Annotated in this window: 18 protein-coding genes; 10 read left to right on the forward strand and 8 right to left on the reverse strand. The window is 66.3% G+C overall.

The features are described 5' to 3' along the window. The first annotated feature begins 7 nt into the window (after positions 1–7). The 3 genes from LQ953_RS03500 to LQ953_RS03510 all read left to right on the forward strand — a co-directional run bounded on the left by LQ953_RS03500 (position 8) and on the right by LQ953_RS03510 (position 4,058). Positions 8–877, forward strand: coding sequence for an energy transducer TonB (locus LQ953_RS03500; RefSeq protein ID WP_231029289.1), 870 nt, complete (start codon positions 8–10; stop codon positions 875–877). A 105-nt stretch (positions 878–982) separates the two neighbouring features. Next, positions 983–3,151, forward strand: a complete 2,169-nt coding sequence (locus LQ953_RS03505; protein ID WP_231029290.1) for a TonB-dependent receptor — start codon at positions 983–985, stop codon at positions 3,149–3,151. Between the two features lie 196 nt (positions 3,152–3,347). After that, entirely contained in the window at positions 3,348–4,058 is a 711-nt protein-coding gene (locus LQ953_RS03510) for a phosphatase PAP2 family protein (RefSeq protein ID WP_231029291.1), read from the forward strand. A 31-nt stretch (positions 4,059–4,089) separates the two neighbouring features. Here LQ953_RS03510 and galE read toward each other — a convergent pair whose 3' ends face one another. Beyond that, positions 4,090–5,088, reverse strand: a complete 999-nt coding sequence (gene galE, locus LQ953_RS03515; RefSeq protein ID WP_231029292.1) for a UDP-glucose 4-epimerase GalE — start codon at positions 5,086–5,088, stop codon at positions 4,090–4,092. 68 nt (positions 5,089–5,156) lie between these two features. On the opposite strand from galE, the gene msrA reads away from it, so the two are divergent. Then, positions 5,157–5,702, forward strand: coding sequence for a peptide-methionine (S)-S-oxide reductase MsrA (msrA, locus tag LQ953_RS03520; protein WP_231029293.1), 546 nt, complete (start codon positions 5,157–5,159; stop codon positions 5,700–5,702). A 91-nt stretch (positions 5,703–5,793) separates the two neighbouring features. On the opposite strand, the gene LQ953_RS03525 is transcribed toward msrA, so the two are convergent. Beyond that, a complete protein-coding gene (locus tag LQ953_RS03525) occupies positions 5,794–6,729 on the reverse strand; it encodes an L-threonylcarbamoyladenylate synthase (protein ID WP_269141299.1) in 936 nt (311 codons plus the stop codon). Between the two features lie 47 nt (positions 6,730–6,776). On the opposite strand from LQ953_RS03525, the gene LQ953_RS03530 reads away from it, so the two are divergent. Continuing rightward, positions 6,777–8,462: an acyl-CoA dehydrogenase gene (locus tag LQ953_RS03530; protein ID WP_231029295.1), complete on the forward strand. Its 1,686-nt coding sequence runs from the start codon at positions 6,777–6,779 to the stop codon at positions 8,460–8,462. A 365-nt stretch (positions 8,463–8,827) separates the two neighbouring features. Here LQ953_RS03530 and LQ953_RS03535 read toward each other — a convergent pair whose 3' ends face one another. The 3 genes from LQ953_RS03535 to LQ953_RS03545 are packed head-to-tail and all read right to left on the reverse strand — an operon-like array spanning position 8,828 to position 10,215. Further along, positions 8,828–9,184, reverse strand: coding sequence for a GntR family transcriptional regulator (locus LQ953_RS03535; RefSeq protein WP_231029296.1), 357 nt, complete (start codon positions 9,182–9,184; stop codon positions 8,828–8,830). An 18-nt stretch (positions 9,185–9,202) separates the two neighbouring features. Further along, positions 9,203–9,799: a nitroreductase family protein gene (locus LQ953_RS03540; RefSeq protein ID WP_231029542.1), complete on the reverse strand. Its 597-nt coding sequence runs from the start codon at positions 9,797–9,799 to the stop codon at positions 9,203–9,205. Positions 9,800–9,837: 38 nt separating this feature from the next. Further along, entirely contained in the window at positions 9,838–10,215 is a 378-nt protein-coding gene (locus LQ953_RS03545) for a MerC domain-containing protein (RefSeq protein WP_231029297.1), read from the reverse strand. Positions 10,216–10,401: 186 nt separating this feature from the next. On the opposite strand from LQ953_RS03545, the gene LQ953_RS03550 reads away from it, so the two are divergent. Further along, a complete protein-coding gene (locus LQ953_RS03550) occupies positions 10,402–12,192 on the forward strand; it encodes a peptide MFS transporter (protein WP_231029298.1) in 1,791 nt (596 codons plus the stop codon). 376 nt (positions 12,193–12,568) lie between these two features. Then, positions 12,569–15,523, forward strand: a complete 2,955-nt coding sequence (locus LQ953_RS03555; RefSeq protein WP_231029299.1) for a TonB-dependent receptor plug domain-containing protein — start codon at positions 12,569–12,571, stop codon at positions 15,521–15,523. 141 nt (positions 15,524–15,664) lie between these two features. Here LQ953_RS03555 and LQ953_RS16160 read toward each other — a convergent pair whose 3' ends face one another. Both LQ953_RS16160 and LQ953_RS03560 read right to left on the reverse strand, forming a co-directional pair. Beyond that, complete coding sequence (locus LQ953_RS16160) at positions 15,665–15,799, reverse strand: hypothetical protein (protein ID WP_269141281.1); 135 nt, start codon at positions 15,797–15,799, stop codon at positions 15,665–15,667. A gap of 313 nt (positions 15,800–16,112) precedes the next feature. Then, positions 16,113–19,016 carry a TonB-dependent receptor domain-containing protein gene (locus LQ953_RS03560; protein ID WP_231029300.1) on the reverse strand — a complete coding sequence of 968 codons (2,904 nt, stop codon included), beginning with the start codon at positions 19,014–19,016 and terminating at the stop codon, positions 16,113–16,115. Between the two features lie 228 nt (positions 19,017–19,244). Between LQ953_RS03560 and LQ953_RS03565 the strand changes: the two genes are divergently transcribed. The 3 genes from LQ953_RS03565 to LQ953_RS03575 all read left to right on the forward strand — a co-directional run bounded on the left by LQ953_RS03565 (position 19,245) and on the right by LQ953_RS03575 (position 23,208). Beyond that, positions 19,245–19,559 carry a DUF485 domain-containing protein gene (locus tag LQ953_RS03565; RefSeq protein ID WP_231029301.1) on the forward strand — a complete coding sequence of 105 codons (315 nt, stop codon included), beginning with the start codon at positions 19,245–19,247 and terminating at the stop codon, positions 19,557–19,559. Continuing rightward, the gene (locus LQ953_RS03570) at positions 19,556–21,175 is read left to right on the forward strand and encodes a cation acetate symporter (RefSeq protein WP_231029302.1); all 1,620 of its coding nucleotides are present in this window, start codon (positions 19,556–19,558) and stop codon (positions 21,173–21,175) included. The genes LQ953_RS03565 and LQ953_RS03570 overlap by 4 nt, the downstream gene beginning before the upstream one ends. Before the next feature lie 182 nt (positions 21,176–21,357). Beyond that, positions 21,358–23,208 (forward strand): HAMP domain-containing methyl-accepting chemotaxis protein, encoded by a 1,851-nt coding sequence (locus tag LQ953_RS03575; RefSeq protein WP_231029303.1) that lies wholly within the window; start codon positions 21,358–21,360, stop codon positions 23,206–23,208. Positions 23,209–23,876: 668 nt separating this feature from the next. Here LQ953_RS03575 and LQ953_RS03580 read toward each other — a convergent pair. Then, a complete protein-coding gene (locus LQ953_RS03580; protein ID WP_231029304.1) occupies positions 23,877–25,877 on the reverse strand; it encodes a M13 family metallopeptidase in 2,001 nt (666 codons plus the stop codon). Positions 25,878–25,970: the final 93 nt, after the last annotated feature.

A 25,970-nucleotide genomic window follows, 5' to 3' on the forward strand; every position in this document is an offset into this window, starting at 1 on the left:
TGCGCGCTTGAACCGCTACACCCCACCGCTACCGCCGCGCCGCGACTCCGTCGCGCGCGCGCATTATGCGGGGCTGGGGCGGCGCGAGCGAACGCTGATCGCCTGCTGCAACGCCGCCCTTCTGCTCGCCGCACTCGCCCTGCTCCTCTTCGGCAAGCCAGCCAGCTTCTCCGCGCCACCCGAGCCGGCACCGATCTCGATCTTCGACGTCCCACCGCCGCTGCCGCCGCCACCACCGCCTGAGCAGGACGAGCCGAAGCCTAGCCGCATCAGCACCGCCAAACCCCAAGCCGCCGCCGGCGGGCGCAAGGCCAGCCCGCCGCCCCTCCCCACTTTGGCGAATCCAGCACCCGTTCTCGCGCTCGCGCCGCCATCACCGCTGATCCACCCGGAAGCGCCGCCCGCCACCACACCAGCACCAGGCACCGCACAGGGTAGCGACGGCACCGGACAGGGTTCGGGTGCGGGAAGCGGAAGCGGAGCCGGAAATGGCGCCGGCAGCGGCAGCGGCAGCGGCACCGGCGGTGGCGAGGGCGGGGTCCGCTTCGCCCGCGCAGACTGGATCGAGAAACCAACCCGCGCCGCTTTCGAGCGCGAATGGCCGCCGCAACACCGCAAACTCGACGTCGAAGTGCGCGTCGTGGTTGCCTGCTACGTTAAGCCCAGTGGCCGGCCCCATCGCTGCAAGGTCGCCGCAATCAGCCGCCCCGGAGACGGCTTTGACCGCGCCGCCATCCGCCTTGTGCAGGGTGCCCGCGTAAGGCCTGTCCGTAAGAACGGGCAGGCAATGGACCTGCCGATTCTCGCCCCGATAGCCTTCTGGCCCGCGCCCAAGGCACCGCCGCCGACTTCCAAGGAGCAGACGAAAACGAAGTAGGGTGGTTGCCCTCCGGGTTTAGGTCCTCCGTCCGCCGAAAATAGCTTGATACTATATAACATCGCAATTAATGCCTGGCGAAACCATCGCCGATTAGGACATCGAATGCTGCGTCGCCTGTTGCTTGCCTCTGTCGCTCTGATCGCCACGCCCGCCCACGCCAACGATGTGCCGGCCCCCGCCAATACCGACATGCCGGCCGCCCCCGCCGCCGCCGCGCCCGCCGACCAGGATCATCAACAGCCGACACAGGAAGTCGTGGTCACCGGCGCCCGCCCCCGCGCAACCGCCGATGTGCTTGGCGGCACCGCGGTGCTTTCCGGCGAGGATCTCACGCGCGAACTGCGGTCCACCATCGGCGAAACGCTCGCCCGTCAGCCGGGCGTGTCGGCCACATCCTTCGGCCCGAATGCCTCGCGCCCGGTGCTGCGCGGCTTCACGGGCGATCGCGCGCGGCTGCTCACTGACGGGATCGGCACGATCGACGTGTCGAACACCTCCGCCGATCACGCGACGGCGATCAATCCCCTCACCGCCGACCGTATCGAGATCCTTCGCGGCCCCACTGCGCTCCTGTTCAGCCCCTCCGCGATCGGCGGCGTGGTCAATGTGATCGACAGCCGCATTCCCCGCCACCTGCCCGAAGAGCCGGTCCATGTGGACGCGATCGCCCGCTATGGCTCCGCCGCCGATGAGCGCTCGGTCGCGGGCGTGCTCAACGTGCCGCTCGGCGACCGCATCGTCGCGCACGCCGATGGCAGCTACCTCAAGACCGGCGACCTGCGCACCGGCGGTTATCTCTATGCCCGCGACGTGCGTGAACATGCCGCCGAACACGCCGCGGAGGACAACAACCCCGAACTGCTCGAGGAAGCCAATGTCCGCGGGCGGCTGCGCAACAGCGCGGCGGAGACCTGGGACGTTGCCGGCGGCCTGTCGCTCATCACCGACACCGGCTCGCTCGGTTTTGCCGTCAGCCACTACGAAAGCCTGTACGGCGTCCCCGCCCGCTTCGAGATCCACCACGACCATGATCATGATCATGAAGGCGACGCAGGGCATGAGGAGGAAGGCCACGACCACAGCAATGTTCGCCTGAACCTCAAGCAGACGCGCTTCGACTTGCGCGGCGAGGTCGAGACCGGCGGCGGCGTGCTCGACCGCATCCGCTTGCGCGCAGCCGCGGCCGAGTATCGCCACGACGAGCTGGAAAGCGATGGCTCCATCGGCACCAGCTTCTTCAACAAGGGGATGGAAGGCCGCGTGGAGCTGGTGCAGGCACCCAGCGGTGCATGGGAAGGCGTCACCGGCGCCCAGATCTCGTCCCGCCGCTTTCAGGTGATCGGCGAGGAAAAGTTCCTGCCGCGCACCCAGAGCAGCCAGTACGGCCTCTTCACCTTGCAGTCGCTCGATTTCGGCCCGCTCAAGGCCGAAGCGGCGCTGCGCTACGAACGCAACGAACTGACCGCCGCCGCCGACACCGATCTCGGCAGCCCCACCTATCGCCGCAGCTTCGACAGCGTCTCCGGCTCGCTCGGGGCAAGCTATGCCCTGGCCGACGGGCTGCGCCTGGGTCTCAACGCATCGCGCAGCGAACGCGCACCCGCGCCCGAGGAACTCTTCTCCAACGGCCCCCATGCCGGCACGCAGGTGTTCGAGATCGGCAACCCCGACTTCACCACCGAAAAGGCCTGGGGCCTGGAGGCGACACTCAAGGGCTCAGGCGATGGCTGGAACTTCTCCACCTCCGCCTATTACAACTGGTTCTCGGACTATATCTTCGACACGCCGACCGGCAAGACGCAAGACGAACTCCCGGTCTTCCAGTATCTTCAGGCCGATGCCCGCTATTACGGCTTCGAGGCGCAGGGCTCGGTACGCCTCGGCCGAGTCGGTGGCTTCGCACTCAACGCCGATGCGCTGGCCGACTACGTCCATGCCGAAGTGGTCGACGGCGGCGCCGTGCCCCGCATCCCGCCGCTGCGCCTCCTGGGCGGGCTCGAGGCTCAGTCCGACCGCTTCAACGCCCGCGTCGAAGTGGAACATAGCTTCGAACAGGACCGCGTCGCCACCTTCGAAACCGCCACGCCCGGCTTCACGCTGGTCAACGCCTCGCTCGCCTGGAAGCCCTGGGGCGCCGCGTCGAACACCAGCCTGATCCTGTCGGCGAACAACCTGTTCGACGTCGAGGCGCGCCGCCACACCAGCGCGCTCAAGGACTACGCCCCCCTCGCCGGCCGCGACTTCCGCGCAACCCTGCGCGTGCAGATCTAACCTCTAGATCCTCCCCCGCTTCAGCGGGGGAGGTGGCATGCGAAGCATGACGGAGGGGGCGCCCCCGCAAGCAACACGCCAGTGGCACGCCCGACACACAAACGGAATTGCGCAGAACCCTCACCCCACCCCTCTCCCGCAAGCGGGAGAGGGGGGCCGAACGCAACCCCACGCTGCCCAGTCCGTTAGCGCACCAATGACCACGCCCAAGCCACCCGAAACCCTGCGTCCCGAAGCCGCAGCCTCGCGCCGTGTCCCCTGGCCAGTCGCCGCGGCCACCGGCGTCGCGCTCCTGCTGCTCGCCCTGCTCTGGCTCGGCCGCAGCCTGGCGGACGGCCCGGGCTCGCTCGACCGCGCGATCATGCTCGCCATGCGCGTGCCGGGAAACCCCGCGCAGCCGATCGGCCCCGCCTGGCTTCCCTCGGCAGTCCGCGACATCACTGCGCTGGGCAGCACCACCGTGCTCACGCTGGTGGTCGCTACCACGGCCATCTTCCTGCTGATCAAGCACCGCTACCGAGCAGCGCTGCTGGTGGTCGCGGCCACGTCGCTGGGCGCCTGGCTGGTCACCTTCATCAAGGCACTGGTCAGCCGCGCCCGCCCCGACCTGATCGACCGGCTAATGGCCGAAACCTCGCACAGCTTCCCCAGCGGCCACGCCGCCAACAGCGCGATCGTCTACCTGACCCTCGCCACCCTGCTCTTCCCGGTGGTCAGCGGCTGGCGCACCCGCGCCTATCTGCTCACCGTCGCGCTCACGCTGGTGGCGCTGATCGGCATCAGCCGCCTCTACCTAGGCGTCCATTGGCCCAGCGACGTCGCCGCCGGGTGGGCGTTCGGCAGCGCCTGGGCGATGTTGTGGTGGCGCCTGGAACTCAAGCTGTTCCAGAAGGCGCCACAGGCATAGCAATCCTCCCTGCAAGGGGAGGATCTAGGCCTCACCCCTGCCGCTCAGCCAGTGTCCGCTCCCACGCCAGCGCGTCCTTCACGATCCCTTCCAGATCGTCATGCTTGGGCCGCCACGGCAGCGTCGCCAGGATCTTGCTGTTGTCCGCAACCAGTGCGTCGGGATCGCCGGCACGCCGGCCTTCCATGCGCCGCTCGATCGTCCGATTGGTCACGCGGTCGACGGCGTCCAATACCTGCATCACCGAGAAGCCCCGGCCATAGCCGCAGTTCATCGTGTGGCTTTCCTCCGGCCGTGCGATCAGCAGGTCGAGCGCATCGACATGCGCCGCGGCCAGATCGGTGACGTGGATATAGTCGCGCACGCCCGTGCCGTCGTCGGTCGCAAAGTCGGTGCCGAACACGCTCACCGCCGCCCGCTTCCCCGTCGCCGCTTCCGCCGCGATCTTGATCAGGTGCGTCGCGCCCGTGGTCGACTGGCCCGAGCGCCCCTGCGGATCGGCCCCGGCCACGTTGAAGTAGCGCAGCGCGCAATAGTTGATCGGGTGCGCCGCCGCGACGTCCTTCAGCATGAACTCGGTCATCAGCTTGGACATGCCGTACGGATTGATCGGCGATTTGGGGCTGTCCTCGCGCACCGGCACGACCTCGGGAATGCCATAGGTCGCCGCGGTCGACGAGAAGATGAAGTGCTTCACGCCCTCCGCCACCGCGCTCTCGATCAGCGAGCGGCTCGCGACCGTGTTGTTGCGATAGTACTTCAGCGGGTCGCTCACCGACTCCGGCACCACCACCGATCCGGCAAAGTGCATCACCGCGATCACGCCCTCGTCGCGCATCGTCTGGCGCACAACGGCCTCGTCCTCGATGTTCGCCACCACCAGCTTGGCCCGCTTGTCCACGGCCCAGTCGAACCCGGTCACCAGATTGTCGACCACCACGACCTTCCAGCCCGCGTCGAGCAAGGCCAGCACCGCATGGCTGCCGATATAGCCTGCACCGCCCGTCACCAGCACCGTACCGTCGCGCATCATCGTCTCCTTACGTCGCGTTGCGGCATAGCCGCGCCATTCCTACATGCCAAACAAAGGAGATCAGTATGGCAAAGGAAATCGCGACGCTGGCCGGCGGCTGCTTCTGGTGCACCGAGGCAGTGTTCAAGGACGTGATCGGCGTCGACACGGTGGAAAGCGGCTATATCGGCGGCACCAAAGCGAACCCGACCTACAAGGAAGTGTGCGGCGGCAACACAGGGCACGCAGAGGCGATCCGGGTGACCTTCGACACCGACCAGGTCAGCTATGGCGAGATCCTCGACATCTTCTTCGCCACCCACGATCCGACCCAGCTCAACCGCCAGGGCAATGACGTGGGCACCCAGTACCGCTCCGCCGTCTTCCCGCACTCCCCCGAGCAGGAAGCCGAGGTGAAGGCTGCCATGCAGCGCGCCAGCGCCGACTGGCCGGCCCCGATCGTCACCACGATCGAACCGCTGTCGGACTGGTACCCCGCCGAGGACTATCACCAGGAATATTGGCAGGGCGAAGGCCAGCGGAATCCCTATTGCCTGTCGGTGATCCCGCCCAAGCTGCGCAAACTCCGCAAGAGCTTCGCGGCCCGCGTAAAGGAAGGCGCGGCGGCGTAAGCCTCCTTCCCCTCCCTGCAAGGGAGGGGATCAAGGGGTGGGTACAGAAAAGGCCGGGGCTCGATGCCTCGGCCTTTTCTTTTCACCCGCTTCACCGCGGCGCCGCAGCCCGTCGCAGCCGGTCGTTGATCGCCACACCGATTCCAAGCTCCGGCAGCGGCGCCACCGCAATCCCGCCAACGGCCCGCGCATCCGCCCGGTGCAGTGCCGCAAACAAGTTCGCCGCCGCCTCGGTCAAGTCGCCGCGCAGCGACAGCGTATCGTCCCCCAGCACTTCGCCAAACCCGATCAGCCACTCCCCCGCTTCCCGCTCGCGCGCGTTCAGTCGCAGCGGCTTGCCCGGCGCATAATGGCTCTCCAGCTGCCCCGGCGCGACGATCGCGCCGCCGGCTGCGGCCTGCATCGCCCCACCGGGAAACAGGTCTCGTGCACTCAGCGGCCCTGGCCGCAGCACCGTTCGCCCCTGCACGATCGTGGACTCCAGCCCGGCGGGCGTAGCACCATCATCGATCACCAACGGGATTCGCCCCGCCAAACTCGCCGCGACATGGGCCGCCCGCGTCGGCGAAATCCCCCCGCTGGCATTGGCCGAGGGCGCCGCCAGCGGCAGCCCGCTCGCATCCAGCAGCGCCTGCATCGCGCGATGGTCCGGCACCCGCAGCGCGATCGTATTCAACCCCGCCGTCACCAGCGGCGAAATCCCCGCCTCCACCCGCACCGGCAGCACCAGGGTCAGCGGCCCGGGCCAGAAGCGCCGCGCCAGCGCGCGCGCATCCTCGTCGAACACCGCGATAAGCTCGGCCGCTTCCAGATCGGGCACATGCACGATCAGCGGATTGAAGCTCGGTCGCCCCTTGGCCTCGTAAATCCCGGCGACTGCACGCGAATCGGTGGCATCGGCGGCCAGGCCATAGACCGTTTCCGTCGGCACCGCGACGCAGCCACCGGCGCGAATCACCTGCGCCGCTTCGAGGATCGCGGCCTCGCCGTAGGGTAAGATGCGCGGATTTGTCGGGCTCACCCCCAGCGCGCTATAGCGCCGCGCAAAGCCGTACAAGAGTAGAGAGGACAGCGATGTTCACCCCCGCCACCGCCGAGCAGCGTTTCGTGCTCGACCACCTCGTCCGCCTGGCCGAGATCAGCCCCGAATCCATCGACATGCTCGATGCCGTGCTCGACGGCGCAGGCGAGTTCGCGGCCGGTGAATGGGCGCCGCTCGAGCGCATCGGCGACACCATCGGCGCCAAGTGGAGCGAAACCGGCGTTCACATGCCCGAAGGCTTCCGCGACGCCTATCAGGCCTATGTCGAGGGTGGCTGGGGCACGATTGGCTCGCCCGCTGAGCATGGCGGCCAGGGCCTGCCCGTCAGCCTGTCGGTCGCCGTGCTCGAAACGCTCGGCACCGCCAACATGGGCTTCGCGCTCGCCCCCATCCTCACCGTCGGTGCGATCGAGGCGCTGACCCATCACGGCTCGCCCGAGCAGCAGGCGCTCTATCTGCCCAAGCTGTCGACCGGCGAATGGACCGGCACGATGAACCTTACCGAGCCGCAGGCCGGCACCGATGTCGGCGCGCTCAAGACCAAGGCCGATCCGGTCGGCGACGGCACCTATCGGATCAAGGGCGTCAAGATCTTCATCTCGTTCGGCGACCACGACATGGCCGACAACATCGTCCACCTCGTCCTCGCGCGCACCCCCGGTGCGCCCGCGGGTACCAAGGGGCTGTCTCTGTTCCTGGTCCCCAAGTTCCGCCTGAACGCCGATGGCACGCCCGGCACCCCCAACGACGTTCGCGTCGTCTCGATCGAACACAAGATGGGCCTTCACGCCTCGCCCACCTGCGTGCTCTCCTTCGGCGATCACGACGACTGCATCGGCGAGCTGATCGGCCCCGAGTTCGGCGGCATCCGCGCCATGTTCACGATGATGAACAACGCCCGCCTCGATGTCGGCCTCCAGGGCGTACAGGTCGCCGAGCGCGCCACCCAGCGCGCCGCGATCTACGCCCGTGAGCGCATCCAGGGTGCGCGCGCCGGTGCCGCCGCCGCAATCATCGAGCATCCCGACGTCCGCCGCATGCTGCTGCGCATGAAGGCCCAGACCCAGGCTGCCCGCGCGCTGGTCTACTACGCCTTCGGCCAGCTCGACCGCGGCCATGCCGGCGACGCGCAGGCAAAGGCGCTGGTCGAACTGCTCACTCCGCTTGCCAAGGCGCACGCCACCGATCTCGGCAACGAAGTCGCCAGCCTCGGCGTCCAGGTCCATGGCGGCATGGGCTATATCGAGGAAACCGGTGCCGCCCAGCATTTCCGCGACGCCCGCATCACGCCCATTTATGAAGGCACCAACGGCGTCCAAGCCGCCGACCTGGTCGGCCGCAAGCTCAACATGGACGGGGGCGCCACCGTTCTCGCGCTGCTGAACCGCATGCGCGGCGACGCCGAACACACAGCCCTGCGCGACCTGATCGATGCCTGCGTGGAGGTTACGCGCCACTTGCTCGCCGCCGAGATCGACGACCGGCTCGCCGGGAGCTACCCATTCCTGACCATGCTCTCGGTCGCGGTATGCGGCTGGCTGATGGAGCAAAGCGGCCGCATCGCCGCCAGCAGCGAAGGCGACCCCGCCTTCCTCCAGATGAAGCAGGTCACCGCCCGCTTCTACGTCGAACAGATCGTTCCCGAAGCCCTCGGCCTAAAAGCCGCCGCCACCGCCAAGGCCGACATCCTCTACGCCCTCGACGCAGCCGCCTTTTAACGCGACCGCCTACAACTCCCCTCCCTGCAAAGGGAGGGGCCGGGGGTGGGTGCGAGCGCAGCGAGCCCAACGTCCCGGAAAAGGGCCCGCCGAAGCAGGATCAATTTCACGCGAAGGCGCGAAGGCACGAAGAGAAAGAGGTTCGCGCAGAGGCGCAGAGGCGCGGAGACATGCCAAGGCTCGCGTCCGGGAGACAAAGCAAGCGGTGGCCACAAGGCACACGATGCAAGAAGGCCGCTACGCGGCAGCCCCCTTCTTCTCTCTGCGCCTCCGCGCCTCTGCGCCTCTGCGCGAACCTCTATCTTCTTCTAAAACTTAGCGCCTTCGCGCCTTCGCGTGAACGAACTCAGGCGGAAGCGCGCATTTCAGGCGATCTCGCGATCCAGCAGCGCATTCACGTCCAGTCCCAGCAGCGCGATATGGTCCCGCACCCGCGGCCACATGCCGTTCAGGAACCGCTCGCGCTCGGCCGTGCGCAGCCGCTCAACGGCCCCGGCCAGCACGAACATGCCCACCCCGCGCCGCACCTCGACATAGCCGTCGTCCTGGAAGCTCTGATAGGCCTTGGCCACCGTCAGCGGGTTGGCGCCATGCTCAGCGGCGAGTGCGCGTACCGAGGGAAGCTGGTCCCCCGCCCGATATTGCCCGCGCAGGATCGCGGCGGCGATGGTCGCCCGCAGCTTCAGGTACACGGGCGAGTCTTCATGTTCCAGGGCTGTCATGCCCGCATAATACAGCACTTAGTCCGAAGGTCCAGCCCCGCCCCGCCAATGCTGCACGATCGCGGACAGGTCGCCTCGCGGCCGCTCTTCCAGATCCCGCTGCGGCGACCCCAGGAACATGAACCCAGCGATCCGCTGCGGCGCCGCGCCGAACAGGTCGCGCACCGCATCGGAATACGCCGCCCAGCCGGTCAGCCACCCGCCAACGAACCCCATCGCGTGCGCGGCGTGCAGCAGGTTCATGCACGCGGCCCCCGCCGACAACTCCTGCTCCCATACCGGCACCTTGTGCCCGATCACCGGCGCGGAGAGCACCACCACCAGCCCGGGCGCCTGCGTCACGAACTGCGCCGCCGCTTCTTCGTCCCGTGCCGTCGCGTCCGGCTTCTCAGCGCGCAAGATCTCGACCAGCGCCAGCGCCAGCGCCGGGCGCTGGTCGTCGGGCACAATCACGAAACGCCACGGCGCCAGTTTGCCATGATCAGGCGTCCGGGCGGCGATCGCCACCATGTCCTCGATCTGCGTGAGGCTGGGTCCGGGCGCACCCATGTCGCGCGGCTTGCCCGATCGGCGGGTCTGGAGGAGCGAGAGCGGCGTGGAGCGATCATTGAACATGGCCCGCATCTAGGCACTGCCTCGCCCTAGGCCAAGCATCAGTGCCGCGCCCGGTCCCGCGCCAGCACCCAGTTCACCACATGCGCCGCGCTCACCAGCACGCTTCCAAACACCGTTCCCACCAGCTCGGCGGCCGCACTCTCCGCCCAGAACGCGGCCCAAACAATCGCCCCCAACCCGACGATGGCCAGCGCCAAAGCGCGCCCGCTGCGGTGCCGGCGGAATCCCGACAACAACGCGACCGCGCTCGCCGGCAGCGCCACCAGCGCCACGCCGCGGTGGAATTCCTCCGGCACCGCCAGCATCTGGCTAAGCGCCGGCAGCGCCGCGATCAGCAACGGCAACGCCAGGCAATGCACCAGGCACAGCAGCGACACGCTCGCCGCCGCTCCGTCGAGCCAGGTCTGTCTATGCAACACGTACATCCTTGAACAAGCGCCAAGCCCCAGGACGGGCAGGCACGGGTAGAGCGCATGATATGTTGTATCACCAGCGCCGCTTCAAGGGGCCAGGCGCTTTACACCCGCGCCAATCGCTCTAGTTTGCCGCGCCATGCGCCGGGCACCCGCCCGGAAACCGAGTACACTGGAGCACCTCCCCGCATGGTGGACACCCCAACCGCCGACTCTCGCGCAGAGCCGGACATCACCCATATCAATCCTGCCGCCGAACAAACTTGGTTCGGCCACCCGCGCCAGCTCGCCCGCCTGTTCACCACCGAGATGTGGGAACGCTTCGGCTATTACGGCATGCGCGCGCTGCTCACGCTCTACCTCACCAAGCACTTCGTGTTCGGCGACCGCGAAGCCACCGGCATCTATGGCGGCTTCACCGCTTTGGTGTACCTGACCCCATTGGTAGGCGGCTATCTCGCCGACCGCTATCTCGGCTCCAAGCGCGCCGTGAAGTTCGGCGCGATCTTGATGGCGCTGGGCTATTTCATCCTCTGCTTCGGCGGCCCTGTGTCCAAGCCGATCGCCACCATTGAGGGTCAGCGCTACGAAATCGCCGTCGAGCAAGTGAACGGCGTCGAGACCCGCTACCTGATCGACGGCGACCGTCGCCAGGCGATCAAGGGCAATGACGACGGCACCGTCTCCTTGCTGGAGAACGGCCAGCCCGTCCGCACGGTCGCCAAGGGCGGCTTCCAGTCAGACGCGGAGCGCAGCCCCTTCTATGTCGCGCTTCTCCTGATCGCGCTGTCCGCGGTCTCGGTGGGCAATGGCTTCTTCAAGCCCAACATCTCCACCATGGTCGGCGAGCTCTACACGCAGGGCGACCGGCGCCGCGACACCGGCTTCACCATTTTCTACATGGGTATCAACATGGGGTCGTTCCTGTCCCAGTTGCTGTGCCCCTGGCTTGCCGAGGCGGTCGGCTGGTGGGCGGGCTTCGGCCTTGCCGCGATCGGTATGCTGCTTTCCTGGGCGCTGATCCAATTCGACGGTGGGCGCCTCAACGGCTTCGGCGAGACGCCTGCCTCAGCGGCCGGCAAGTCGCCGCTGTGGATCTATCTCGGCGCCGTCGCCTTCGTGCCGGTCTTCTACTTCCTGTACGTCAACCTAATGGGCGCGTCGGAGCCTGAACCTGGCTCGGGAATCCTGGGCTACATCGCCTCGCTCCCGGTCATGGGCAAGCTTCTGTTCGGCACCTTCCTGATCGCCGTCCCGGCCATCCTCGTCTGGTCGTTCGTCTCGGGTGACAAGCGCGAGTTCCAGATGATGCTCGCCGCGATGGTGATGATCGTCTTCAACGTCGTGTTCTGGACGCTGTTCGAACAGGCCGGCTCCTCGCTCACGCTGTTTGCCGACCGCAATACCGACCTGTCGGTGTTCGGCTGGTTCAGCATCAACGCCGGCCAGACCCAGTTCTTCAACGCCGCCTTCATCATCATCCTGGCGCCGCTGATGAGCATGCTGTGGGGCGCGCTGGCACGGCGCGGCTTCGAACCGTCCATCCCGGTCAAGTTCTCGATCGCGCTGATGGGCGTGGGCGCGGGCTTCCTGTTCCTCGTCTGGGGCGCAGGCTTCGCCGACGCGAACTTCAAGGTCACCTTGTGGTGGCTCGCCGGGCTCTACTTCATCCACAGCTTTGCCGAGCTCTGCATCTCGCCGGTCGGCCTCAGCATGATCACCAAGCTGTCGATCGCCCGGATCGTCGGCATGATGATGGGCCTGTGGTTCCTGTCGATCTCGGTCGCGCAATATGTCGCGGGCGTCATCGCCCAGTTTGCCAGCGTCGAAACCGTTGGCGGCCAGGTCACCAACCTCAAGGTCAGCCTGGACACCTATACCAGCGTGTTCACCACCATCTCGCTGTGGGCGATCGGCCTGGGCGCGGTGCTGTTCGTGCTCAGCTGGCCACTCAAGCACTGGATGCACGGGGTAAAATAACCCTCCGCCTGCATCCATCGCCGAACGGACAAGGGGAGCGGCAACGCTCCCCTTTTTCGTTGCCGCCTTCATCGAGTCGAGCCGCCCGTTGAACCACCTGTGTCGCAAGAACACAGCATAGTGTCTTATCCGCACCACACGCTCCAAGACGCGAGTGTCTGGAATATGTCTACGAATCAACGCCTTCTTTTCTGGGCATATCTTCCAGACCTCAGGCGCCTCAAAACTGTTGCAAGACTGCTACAACCAACCGCTTTCTGCATCTTCCTTGTTCACCGCGATTGCGGCGCCTCGATCTATGCCTCTACCGCACATTCCAGAGCGTGACCGGGCCTGCCCGTCCATGCCTGTGTTTTGTTGCTTAAGGGGTAAAACCATGAAGACCCGTTTCCGCGGTGTCCTGCTCGCGAGCACCCTGCTCACGATCGCAGCGCCAGCCTGGGCCCAGACCAACGCCACGCCCGATACGTCCGGCGATGTGGCAGCGGCGCCAGAAGAAGCCACCGAAATCACCGTGACCGGCTCGCGCATCGCGCGTCCGGAAGTCGACTCGCCGAGCCCCGTCACTGCGATCGACAGCACCCAGCTGCTTCAGCGCGGTGCCGCTAACGTGTCGGACATCATCAACGAACTTCCGCAGGTCGGCATCGGCTCGACCCGCACCAACACCAACTTCCTGACCTCGGGCACCGGCATTTCCACGGTGAACCTGCGCTCGCTCGGCGCAAACCGCACGCTGACGCTGGTCAACGGTCGCCGCTTCATCAGCGGCTTCGCAGGCGACTCCTCGGTCGACATCAACAACATCCCGATCGACCTGATCGAGCGCACCGACCTGGTCACCGGCGGCTCGTCGGCCGTGTACGGTTCCGATGCGATCGCCGGCGTGGTGAACTTCATCCTGCGCGACGAGTTCGAAGGCTTCCAGGTCCGTGCCCAGGGCTCGGTCACCGAGCGCGGCGACAATGGCCGCTACCTGGTCAGCGCGCTTGCCGGCACCAAGTTCGGCGCCGACGACCGCGGCAGCGCCGTCCTGAACTTCCAGTATGACCGCGACAACGGCCTGTTCTCGCGCAACCGCGCGATCTCGGCGCAGGATTGCTTCAACCTCACTTGCGGTCCGGACGCCTACAGCTCGTTCGCGCCCCAGGGCCAGTTCCAGCTCTCCGGCCTCGCACCCAACGCGCTGGGCGTGCTCGAGCGCCGGCCCCAGGCCGTGCTCGCCGGCGGCAACCCCAACTTCTCGTTCAATCCGGACAACAGCTTGGCGAACCTGCCCGGCTACCAGGCCGGCGCCTATGGCTTCAACCGCAACGGCGTGCGCTACATCGCGACTCCGCTTGAGCGCTACCTTGCCTATGGCCTGTTCAAGTACGAGCTGTCGGACCGTGCCGAGCTGTACGCGGAAACCACGTTTGCGCGCACCAAGTCTAACTCCAGCCTCGAAGCCTCGGCGCTTCAGGATTCGGATATCTATGGCACGCCAGGTGTCGGCATCCCGATCACTAACGCGTTCATCCCCACTTCGGTCGCCGCGGCGATCGCAGCCGCGAACGCTGACGCCAATCCGAACAACAATGTCGACACGCTGCTCTTCCGCCGCCGTCAGAACGACGTGTTCGACCGGTCGAACCGCGTTCAGCGCGACACCTGGCGCGCGGTGATGGGCGTTCGTGGCGACCTCGGCTCGAACCTCAACTATGACGTCAGCTACGTCTATGGCCACCTGAACGACTTCAACGCCAGCCAGGACATCGACAACGCGCGCTATCGCAATGCGCTCAATTCGATCCGCGTCGGGACCGGCAACGTCGTGGGCACCGACATCGTCTGCGCGAACCCAGACGCGCGTGCGGACGGCTGCATCCCGCTCAATCCGTTCGGCTACAACACGGTTGATCCGCGCGCCGCGTCCTACGTCCAGGCAGTGGTGCCCAAGTCGGAGGAAATCACCAACGAACAGCATGTCGTCACTGCGGTGCTGTCCTCCTCGTCGCTGTTCGACTTCGGCGCCGGCGGCGTCGGTGCGGCAGTCGGTGTCGAGTACCGCTTCGAATCGACTATCAGCGATCTCGACATCCTGACCAACACCGGCGGCAACTCGGGCAACCAGACCCCCGATCTGCGCGGCAGCCAGGACGTTCGCGAAGTCTTCGGTGAGCTCAACGTCCCGCTCATCGCCGACAAGCCGTTCTTCCAGTATCTCGGCTTCAACGGCGCAGTGCGTTACTCCGACTATTCCACCATCGGCGGCGTGTTCAGCTGGAACGCCGGCGCTGAGTGGGAGCCGACCCGCGGCGTCCGCCTGCGCGGCCGCTACGCCGTGTCGAACCGCGCACCGAACAACTCCGAACTGTTCAGTGCCGAGTCCGAGACGTTCGCGCCTGTGACCGATCCGTGCGACGGCGTCACCGCTGCTTCGACGGGTGCAGCAGATGCGGCTTGCCGCGCCCTTCCGGGCATCGCGAACTTCTTCGCGGGCAACCCCGGTGGCACGTTCGCCTACAACCCCGCTGATCTTCAGGGCATCAACGGCTTTGTCGGCGGCAATCAGAACCTGCAGGAGGAGACCGCAAAGACGATCACCGCCGGCATCGTTCTGACCCCGCGCGCGATCCCGGGCCTGTCCTTCTCGGTCGACTATTTCGACATCAAGATCGACGGCGCGATCGACACCCTGAACCGCAGCTACACGATCCAGCAGTGCCTGCTCACGGGTCAGTCGGTATTCTGCGATAACGTGATCCGTTCGTCGAGCACCGGCTTCGTGCAGACGGTGAACGCACAGCTGATCAACATCGCGGCTTATGAAACCCGCGGTTTCGACGCCCAGCTGCGCTACAACCGTGCGCTCGGCCTGGTGGATGGCGACCAGCTCGGTCTGAACATCAACTACACCTACACGCTCGACTTCAAGACGCAGAGCGATCCTGCTTCGGCTCCGCTGGAGTTCGCAGGCACGTTCGGCCCGTCGAACTCGACGCACCGCGCGACGGCGCGGGCGACCTATGGCGTGGAAGGCTCGTCGATCAGCTGGCAGACCACGTTCCTGAGCGGCGGTCTGTACCGCAATCCGGAAGAAGGTGCGATCAGCAACGATCCCGATGTGCTCGCTCTGAACAACGTCAACGATTACTGGCTGCACAACGTCCAGCTGTCGCAGAATGTCGGCGACGCGTTCACCTTCTACCTGAACGTCGACAACATCTTCGACACCAAGCCGCAGTATCTGCCGGGTTCGCCGTTCGGTTCGCCGACCGGTCTGGAGACCAGCGACGCGTTCGACGTGTTCGGCCGCCGCTTCACCGCCGGCTTCCGCGCTCGCTTCTAAGCAGCACGGGCTAGACAAGAAGGGGAGCGGGGCACTGCCTCGCTCCCCTTTTTTGTGCCCGCTCACCGACGCCGGACAAAAGAAAAGGGGGAGCGTCGCCGCTCCCCCTTTTTCATTCCCGCAGATGCAGCGCCGAACGCTTTACGCGGCGAGCGGAAGCTCAACAGCAGGCGTAGCAGCGGCACGCACCGGGAGCGCCGCGACAGTGGCGCGCGCTTGCCGCTCAGCCGCCACTTGGCGGCGATACTGCAAATAGATCGACAGAAGGGAGAACATGGCAAAACCTCGCACAAACCCATTGTTGCATCGCAACATCATAGATGCATCTGGTGAGAGGGGCCGGTTGTTGCAATTGCAATCATCACTAAGCCTGCTTGCAGGAGCGACACCATTGCCTGCTTCTAAAATCCTCCCCTGCAGGGGGAGGTCGCAGCCCAAAGGCTGAGGGAGGGGGTGTCCCCGCTCCTGAGAGAATACGCCGCCGCTTCCGTCGACACCCCCGGCGCACTATCGCGCCACCTCCCCCTCGCAGTGCCGGGTCGCAAAAAAGGGGGGCAGGCAACGCTTCCGTCACCCGCCCCTTGCCCGATCAGAACCCGTAGCTCAGCCGCGCATACCCAAACCGCCCCGGAATATCGTAGGTCGTCGGGTCATAATTGTTCAGGCTGCACGAGAAGCAGGCCGGCGGATCCTTGTCGAACAGGTTGTTCACGCCCAGGCTCAACCCGAAGCGCTCCCCCATCCAGCTTGGCCGGAAGGTTGCCTGAATGTCGGCATAGAAGCGGCTGTCCAGCGCGTTGCCGCCCTGGTTCTCGATCACATTGTCGATGTAGCGCCCGGTGAACGCCATCGCGACCGGACCGATGTCCCAGTCGATCGTCGCCTGCCCCTTGAAGTGCGGATAGGCCTGGTCGGGACTTCCGCGCTCGGTCCCGGTATAGTTGGTGCTGGTGAACCCGTCCGTCGCCGGCACCGTCTCTTCGTACTTCAGCAGATAGTTGCCGCTGACCGACAGCCCGAACGTGCCCGCCCCGGTCTGGCGCGTGCGCAGGTTCAAGGTCGCGTCCACCCCGCGCGTGCGAATGCCGCCGGTGTTGAGCAGCACGCCGTTGATCGCCGAGATGAAGCCCGCCGGGGTCCGCTGCACCGCCGCGCACGACAGCGCGTCGCCATCCTGTGCACAGCGGCCCAGCAGCACTTCGGCCGGGATCGACTGGATCGCCCCGTCCACCTTGATGTCATAGTAATTGACCTCAAGGCTCAGCGCGCTGGCGAAGCCGCCCCGCGCCCAGGCCGGGCTGTACACCCCGCCGAACACCCAGGTCTCGGCGGTCTCGGGCTTCACATTGACGTTGCCGCCGGTCAACACGCTGATCTGCCCGCCCTGCGGCTCGACATAGCTGCCGCTCGCCGGCACGCCGTTGGCGATGCAGTTCGCACGCACGGTGGCGTTGCTCTGGAAAAGACCGCCCGCCGCGCTGGTGCACGGATCGTCCAGCGTCTGGTCAAAACGCGATTGCGCACCGAACAGCTCGCCGATCGACGGCGCACGGAAGCTCTCAGCATATTGCGCGCGCAGCAGCAGGTCGTCGACCGGCTTCCACAGCGCCCCGCCCGACAGCGTGGTGTTGCCGCCTGCGGTGGAGAAGTCCGAATGCCGCACCGCGCCGTTCAGCTCCACCAGCCGCAGCAGCGGTACGTCGCGGATCAGCGGCAGGCGAAGCTCACCGTAAACCTCGTCGACGTCAAACGACCCGCGTGCCGCCTGTGCCGGAATGTCGGCGCCCAGCCCGGCCTGGATGATCGGATCCGGCGTGAAACTGCCCTGCTGGTAGCGATGCTCGTAGCCGAAGGCGACACCCACCGGCCCGCCTGGCAGGTCGAACAGTTCGCCCGAGACGTTGAACGTATAGTCCTGGAGTTCCTGCGAGCTGCGCGACTTCTCGTCGAACGCCACGAACGCCAGCATCGCCGGGGTGATCGAACCCTGCCCGCCAAAGATATTGAACGGCACGCATGCCCCGGTGCACTGGCTGACCGGCCCCAGCGCCTGCGCCAGCCGCGCCGCATTCAGGTTGCCGGTGAACAGCTGGTGCGCATCGTTGACCCCGAACACCGCGTTAGCGTCATAATACCAGTTGCGGCCGAACAGATCGAACTTGCCGTCGATCGTGCCCGTCACGGTCAGCGTGTCGACGCTTTGGTTGTACGTCCGCTGCCCCGCCTCGACCAACCGCCGGCCGATCAGCGAATAGGTCGCCGGCTGACCGTTCGCGCCCGAATTCAGCGTGATGCCGAAGGGATTGAACGGGTTGGTGACATCGACCGAGATCGTGTCGAGCAGGTTCCCGTTGCCCGCGTCCGGCCCGATGTTGAGCGGCAGGAACGCGGCTTGGTTCTGCGACTCACGATGCGCCCAGGTAGCCTTCAGCCGCACGTTGAAGGCATCGGAAAACTCCGCCCGTGCATTCAGGAAGCCGCCATAGCGCTCGTTCGGCGTCAGGAAGTAGTTGAACGGCGCAAAGTTGAAGCGGTCGGCATTGGTGAAGGCGCGGAAGTCGCCGCCCACCAAAGTCGGATCATACACGCCGCGCCCGTTCAGCGGCGCGTTGCGCACGGTGATGACGCCGCCTGCGGGCAGTGACGGGTTGCCCGGATTGAACAGGATGCGCCCGTTCACCGCCGCGCCCGAACATCCGCCGATCGGATCGGTGCAGGCGGTCTGGCCGGGGTTCACGAACTGCGAGATCTCGCGGTCGCTCGCCCGCACCGAATCCTGCTTGGTGTAGAAGCCGCCCAGGTTCAGCGTCACGCGATCGTTGCCCCCGCCCCAGCTCAGCTGGTAATTCTGGGTGTCGCCGTCATTGTCGCCCAGATACTGGCCATATTGCGCCGTGGCGCGGAAGCCCTTCTGCCCCGACTTCGTGATGATGTTCACCACGCCGCCGATCGCGTCGGACCCGTACAGCGCCGAGGCTGCCGATTGCAGCACTTCGATCCGGTCGATCATCACGTCGGGAATGGAATTGAGGTCGACCGTTCCCGGAATACCGCTGGCGCTCGCACCGTTGACGTAGCGCAGCCCGTCGACCAGCACGAGCGTACGCTTGGCGCCCAGATAGCGCAGGTCGATCGCCGCCGACCCCGCGCCCACGCCGCCGCCGTCCGGCGGATTGCCGAAATTGCCCGAATTGTTGAACTTTGAATTCAGCCCGCCCGATGAAGCGGGGATCCGCTGCAGCACGTCGGCGATCGACGACAGACCCGTCTTCGCAATCGCCGCGTCGTCCACCACCGTCACCGGCGAAGGGTTGTCCAACGGATCGCGTCGGATGCGCGAACCGGTGATGACCACATCCTCGCCAGCCTCGGCCGCAGCTTCCTGTGGCGTCTCCTCTGGCGCCGCCTGGGCATGCGCGGCGATCGGAAGAGCCAGTGCGGAAACGGCGAGCGCCAGGATGCTGGCACGCGTGGTGACGGATGATCGCTTCATGGATTTCCCCTCAACTGCCCGCGCTACACTCCGCGCGGCTGCGACATGATGCTGCGCTGCAACCCGCCTGCGAGCAATATCCACTCATCGCATAGGGATCACAGCACATCATTAATGCGCGGCCGTGTGTCTTCCATGACACATATCGGACACATCGCCCGAACAACAATCGCTTGCCATCGCGCATGGCGGCTGCCGTAATGCAGCCATAACGGAGGGGAGCACGCGATGGCGTCGACGGGGACGGGTCTAGAGACGCTGGCGGATGACCCGCGCTACCAGCGGCTGGTGCGCCGCCGGGGCCGGCTGAGTTGGCTGCTGACCGGGCTGATGCTGGTCACCTATCTGGGCTTCATCCTGCTCGTCGCCTTTGCCAAGCCGCTGCTGGCCCAGCCGATCGCCGGCGGCGCCACCACCTTGGGCATCCCCCTTGGCCTCGGCGTTATCGCCGTCGCGATCCTTCTCACCGGCTTCTATGTGCGCCGCGCCAATGCCGAGTTCGACCACGATGTCGCGGCGCTCGCCGGGGAGCACCGGCCATGAACGGCGCCACCAACTGGTCCGCGATCGCCATGTTCGCGGCGTTCGTCGCCATCACCCTGGCGATCACCCGCTGGGCTGCACGCCGCACCCGCACCGCCGCCGATTTCTACGCGGCTGGCGGCGGCATCACCGGCTTCCAGAACGGGCTGGCCATTGCCGGCGACTTCATGTCCGCGGCATCGTTCCTCGGCATCTCGGCCCAGATCTATGCCGATGGCTATGACGGCCTGATCTACTCGATCGGGTTCCTCGTCGGCTGGCCCATCGTCCTGTTCCTGATCGCCGAGCGCCTGCGCAACCTCGGCCGCTACACCTTCGCCGATGTCGCCTCGTTCCGCTTCGCCCAGACGCCGGTGCGCTGCTTCGCGGCGATATCGACGCTACTGGTGGTGCTGTTCTACCTGATCGCGCAGATGGTCGGCGCCGGCCAGCTCATCCGCCTCCTCTTCGGCCTCCCCTACCCCTATGCCGTCGCCATCGTCGGGGTGATGATGACGCTCTACGTCCTGTTTGGCGGCATGATCGCCACCACCTGGGTCCAGATCGTCAAGGCCGTGCTGCTGCTCGGCGCCGCCAGCTTCATCGCCGCTGCAGTGTTGTGGCGCTTCGGCTTCTCGCCCGAGGCACTGTTCGCCCGCGCCGTCGAAGTGAAAACCGCCGCCGCCGCCGCAACCGGCGCCACGCCGACCGAAGCAGCCACCGCCGGCCGCGCCATCATGGGCCCCGGCGGCTTCATCAAGGATCCCGTCTCCGCCCTCTCGCTCGGCCTGGCGCTCATGTTCGGCACGGCCGGGCTTCCGCACATCCTGATGCGCTTCTTCACCGTGCCCGACGCCAAGGCGGCCCGCACCTCGGTGCTATGGGCGACCGGCTGGATCGCCTATTTCTACATCCTCACCTTCGTGATCGGCTTCGGCGCGATCGTGCTGGTGGCGACCAACCCCTCCTACCTCGCTCCAGGTGGGGCGCTGCTTGGCGGCAGCAACATGGCCGCGATGCATCTCAGCCACGCAGTGGGCGGCGACCTCTTCCTCGGCTTCGTCTCGGCAGTCGCCTTCGCCACCATCCTGGCGGTGGTCGCCGGCCTCACTTTGTCGGGCGCCTCGGCCGTCAGCCACGATCTCTACGCCAGCGTGTTGCGCCGCGGCCGGGCAGACCAGGCCGCCGAGCTGCGCGTGTCGCGCGGCACCGTCGTCGTTCTGGCGCTGATCGCGATTGGCCTGGGCATCCTGTTCGAGCAACAGAATGTCGCCTTCATGGTCTCGCTCGCCTTTGCGCTTGCCGCCTCGGCGAACTTCCCGGTGCTCATCCTCTCGCTGCTATGGTCGGGCTGCACCACCCGCGGCGTGGTCGCCGGCGGCGTGGTCGGCCTGGGGCTGGCGCTCGGCCTCACCATCCTGTCGCCCGCGGTATGGGTCGCCGTGCTGGGCAACGCCCAGGCGATCTTTCCCTATGGCTCCCCCGCGCTGTTCTCGATGCCCGCCGCGTTCCTGACGATCTGGCTGGTATCCCGCCTCGACCGCAGCGGCCGCGCCGCCATCGACCGCGCCGGCTACCCCGCCCAACGCGTCCGCTCCGAAACCGGGATCGGCGCAGCGGGAGCAAGCGCCCACTAAAACCCTCGGCACGGCGCTCCACCCCGGGGCGCCGTGCACACCGCAAGCCACCGCACTGGTACGATAAATCCGCCCGCCAGGCGCAAAACCCCTCCGTTAATCTCCTATAAGGAAAGGGACTGAGCCTCCGCGTCGCGCTGGCTCGCTGGCGACGCAGTGTGCGTACACAGGGGATTTCGTAAGTGACGTTGAAGCAAAAGCTCCTCAGCTGTCTCGGCCTGTTTGCGGCCGTGACCTTGCTGATCGTTGGAGCATCCTACTGGTCGGCCAAGACGAATGAGCAGGCACTCACCTCGATTCTCAACGACCGCGTCGTGCCGATGCAGGACCTCAAGGTCACGGCCGACAGCTACGCCGTCAACATCGTCGATGCCGCGCACAAGGCGCGCAACGGGAACGTATCGTTCGCCCAGGCCGAGGGCCAGGTCCGCGAAGGCGAGAGCAAGCTGCGCGACGCCTGGAAGCGGTACCGCGCCACCAAGATCGATGGTGAGGAAGCGCAACTCGCTCTGGCCGCAGAAGCGCAGATGAAGCTGTCCGACGCGGCGGTCGACCGGCTGAAGGACATCCTGGCCGCCAACGACCGTGCCGCGCTTGACCGCTTCGTCATCCATGATCTCTATCGCTCGATCGATCCCGTCTCGGCGGCCATCGGCAAGCTGGTGAACCTGCAGATCGGCGTCGCGTCGAAGGTCACCGGCGACGCCCTTGATGCCGTGGAATCCGCGCTGACGCTCATGCTTGCGTTGGCCCTGGGTGCGGCCCTGGTTCTCGCCGTCGCCTATCTGACGATCACCCGCAAGGTCGTCGGCCCCATCAACACGCTCGCCCGTATCATCGCGGATCTGGCGCGCTCGTCGGGCGAGGCAAAGCTGCCGAACCTCGATCAGAAGGACGAGATCGGCGACATCACCCGCGCCGTCGATCAGTTCCTGGAGTCCGTGATCGCCAAGGAGCGCGTGAGCGCAGCGGCCGCCGCCGCCGAGCAGAACGTCGTGACCGGCTCCCTGCGCGACAGTCTCGCCGCGCTTACCGCCGGCGATCTGACCACGCCGATCGTGGCCGACTTCCCGCCTGCCTATGCCGAGCTGAAGACCAACTTCAACGAAGCGCTGGGCGCGCTGCGGTCGCTGATCGGCTCGGTGGCGGAAAGCGCCGCCTCAATCCGCACCGGCTCGGGCGAGATTGCCCAGGCTTCCGAGGATCTGGCGCGCCGCACCGAAAGCAACGCCGCCAGCCTGGAGGAAACCTCGGCCGCCATCACGCAGATGGACGGGCGTATCAAGGCAACCGCCGCAGCGGCAGCCACCACGGTCGAGCGTGCCGACGCCACGATCGCGACGGTATCGGGCGGCCGCTCGGTGGCGGACGAGGCAGTGCAGGCAATGGGCCGCGTGTCGGACAGCGCCAAGGGCATCGACAGCGTGATCGAGGGCCTCGACAAGATCGCCTTCCAGACGCGCGTCCTGGCCATGAACGCCGCCGTCGAAGCCGGCCGTGCGGGCGATGCGGGCCGCGGCTTTGCAGTGGTCGCTGACCTCGTAAGCGCGCTGGCAATGCGCGCCGAAGAGGAAGCCAAGCTCGCGCGCGAGCAGCTCACCGTCACCCAGACCGAGATCGTCACGGCGGTCGAGGCCGTCCGAAAAGTCGACGGCGCGCTCGCCAACATCTCGGGCGATGTCGGCCAGGTCCATGACCTGCTCGCCACCATGGCTGCGGACAACCGCGCGCAGTCCTCCGCGATCACCGAGATTTCGGTTGCGATCAGCACCATGGACCAATCCACTCAGCAGAATGCGGCAATGGTGGAAGAAACCTCGGCGGCGGCCCGCAACCTCACGGTCGAAGTTCAGGCGCTGTCGGATCAGGCAAGCCGCTTCAAAATCGACGCGCACAGCCACAGCGGAACGCGCAACGCCCATATCGCAGCCATGAAGCCGAGGATCGCAGCCAATGCAGCATCCGTAAAGCCGCTCCCGGCCGCCGCCGTATCCGCCCTCACCCGCCCGAACGACGACTGGAACGCGTTCTAACAAATCGGGCAACAGCAACAGGCAAGCGCGCCTGCGGAACCGGCAAACATCGCTCCGCAGGCACCTGCATCCCGGCAGCGGATTCCGCCATCCAGGATCCCCGCTGCCTCCCTCCACCCGAGCCGCCAAACCCACACAGTTCCCCGGCGAAGGCGGGGCCCAGTTGCCATGCAGCCCGTTGGGATCCCGCGCCTCCGAAAGGACGCCGAAGCTGGACCCCGGCCTCCGCCGGGGAACCGCAAAACACCCCATTCGCCCTGAGCCTGTCGAGGCCGTTCCTCCACGTCGAGCGTGAACCTACGCTCCGACGGGCTCGGCACCAGCGGCACCACGATCAGCATATCCGGCAGCCAATCCCGCCACCGCTGCTCCGCTCCAGCCCAACCCACAGAACCCACCCAGTTCCCCGGCGAAGGCCGGGGCCCAGCTGCCATGCAGCCCGTTGGAGCCCGCGCCTCCAAAAAGACGCCGAAGCTGGACCCCGGCCTCCGCCGGGGAACTGCAAAACACCCCGGTTCGCCCTGAGCTCGTCGAAGGCCATTCTTCCACCGTTGAGAAAAGCTCTCGCCAGCACGCAGGCGTCCGCCCCGGAACGCATCCCCTCCAAAAAAGAAAACCGCCCCGGCATCCCTGCCGAGGCGGTTCCTCACGCTAAGCCCTTAACGCGCTTACCAGATATGCACGCGCTTCTCGGGCGCCAGGTACAGTGCGTCGCCCGGCTTGATGTTGAACGCGGTGTACCATGCGTCGACATTGCGCACGATGCCGTTCACCCGGAACATCGCTGGCGAGTGCGGGTCGGTGCGCAGCTGCTGGAGCGCGCTGTTCTCGCGCAGCTTGGTCTGCCAGGCCTGGGCATAGGCCAGGAAGAAGCGCTGGTCGCCGGTCAGGCCGCCGATCACCGGTGCCTTGCCATGCTCGGCCTGGTACTTCTGGTACGCGGCATAGGCTGCTTCGATACCGCCCAGATCGCCGATATTCTCGCCCAGCGTCAGCTTGCCGTTGACCTTGGCGCCGGGGATCGGCTCGTACGCGTCATATTGCGTCGCCAGCGCCGAAGTGCGCTCCGCAAACGCCTTCTTCGCGCCGTCGGTCCACCAGTTCTCGAACTTGCCGGTCGGCCCGAACTGGCTGCCCTGGTCGTCGAAGCCATGGCCCATCTCGTGCCCGATCACCGCGCCGATCGCGCCGTAATTGACCGCCGCATCGGCGTTCGGGTCAAAGAAGGGCGCCTGCAGGATCGCCGCCGGGAAGGTGATCTGGTTCGACAGCGGGTTGTAGTACGCGTTCACCGTCTGCGGCGTCATGTCCCACAGCGAGCGGTCGACCGGCTTGGGGAAACGCTGCAGCTGCAGCTGATGCTCGAATTCGCCCGAACGCATTGCATTGCCCAGCACGTCGCCGCGCACGACCTGCATCGAGGAATAGTCGATATAGGTCTTGGGGTGGCCGATGCGCGGCTCGAACGCGGCCAGCTTGGCCAGCGCCGCGGTCTTGGTCGCCGGGTCCATCCAGCTCGAACCCTGGATGCGCTCCTGATAGGCCGCACGCAGATTCTCGATCAGCTCGCTCATCTGGCTCTGCGATGCCGGCGGGAAATACTTGGCGACATAGATCTGGCCGACGGCCTCGCCCAGCGATCCGTTGACCATCTGCACGCCGCGCTTCCAGCGCTCGCGCTGCACCTGCACGCCGCTCAGCGTCGTGGAGTAAAAGTCGAAGCGCGCCTGATCGAACGCCTTGGGCAGGAACTGCGCATGATCGCTGACGAAGCGATAGGCGAGATAATCCTTCCAAGTCTGAAGCGGCGTCGTCACCAGGATCTTGCCCGCCGCGGCCACGGCGGTGTTCTGGCCCATGATGATCGTCGGCGCCTTGTCGACGCCGGCGGTCTTGAGCATCAATGCCCAGTCGAATTCCGGCGCCTTGCTCTCCAGGCCCGCGATCGACTGCGGATCGTTGAGCTTGGCGATGTCGCGGCTCTCGGTCGGCGACCATTGCGACTTGGCCAGCGTCGCCTCCAGCGCGAAGATCGCGTCAGCCTTGGCGCTGGCGTTCGGGATGCCGGCCAGCTCATGAACGCGCTGGATATAGGCACGGTACGCCTTGCGGAACCCGTCGAACTTTTCGCCCGCTTCCAGATAATAGTCGCGCGGCATGCCCAGGCTGCCCTGGCCCGTCATCGCGGTATAGCGCGTCGGGTCGGCCAGATCGGGGATGATCCCCACTTCCACCGGCGAGGCATAGCCGACGCTGGCGAACAGCACCTGGAGGTCGGTCAGGTTCTTCACGCCGTTGATGCGCGCGAGATAGGGCTTGAGCGGTGCGGTGCCCTTGGCCTCGATCCCGGCTTCATCCATCCAGCTGGCGTAGAAGTCGCCGACCTGGCGGCCGGTCGCGCCGTACGCGCCGGGGTTCTTCGCCATGTCGTCCAGAATGCCGCGGACATTCTGCTCGGCTTCGATCGACAGCTGCGTGCCGAACCCTGCCGATGCGCGGTCGGGCGCGATCTGGACGCGGTCTGCCCAGCCGCCATTGGCGAAGGTCCAGAAATCGTCGCCGGGCTTCACGCCGGGCTTCTGCGCGCTCAGATCGACGCCGAAACTGCCATAACGCGGCGCCTTTTGCGCGGTCGCGGTCTGCGCCAGCGCAGGCGCCGAAAGCGTCATCAGCGCGCTTCCGGCCAACAAAATCAATCGCTTAGCAATCACGTACGATTCCCCCTACCCTAAGGTGTGTTAGGGGAGGCTAACGCTTGGCGT

Origin of the sequence: Sphingomonas sp. IC-56 (assembly GCF_021043375.1) — a bacterium.
Taxonomy (GTDB): Bacteria; Pseudomonadota; Alphaproteobacteria; order Sphingomonadales; family Sphingomonadaceae; genus Sphingomonas.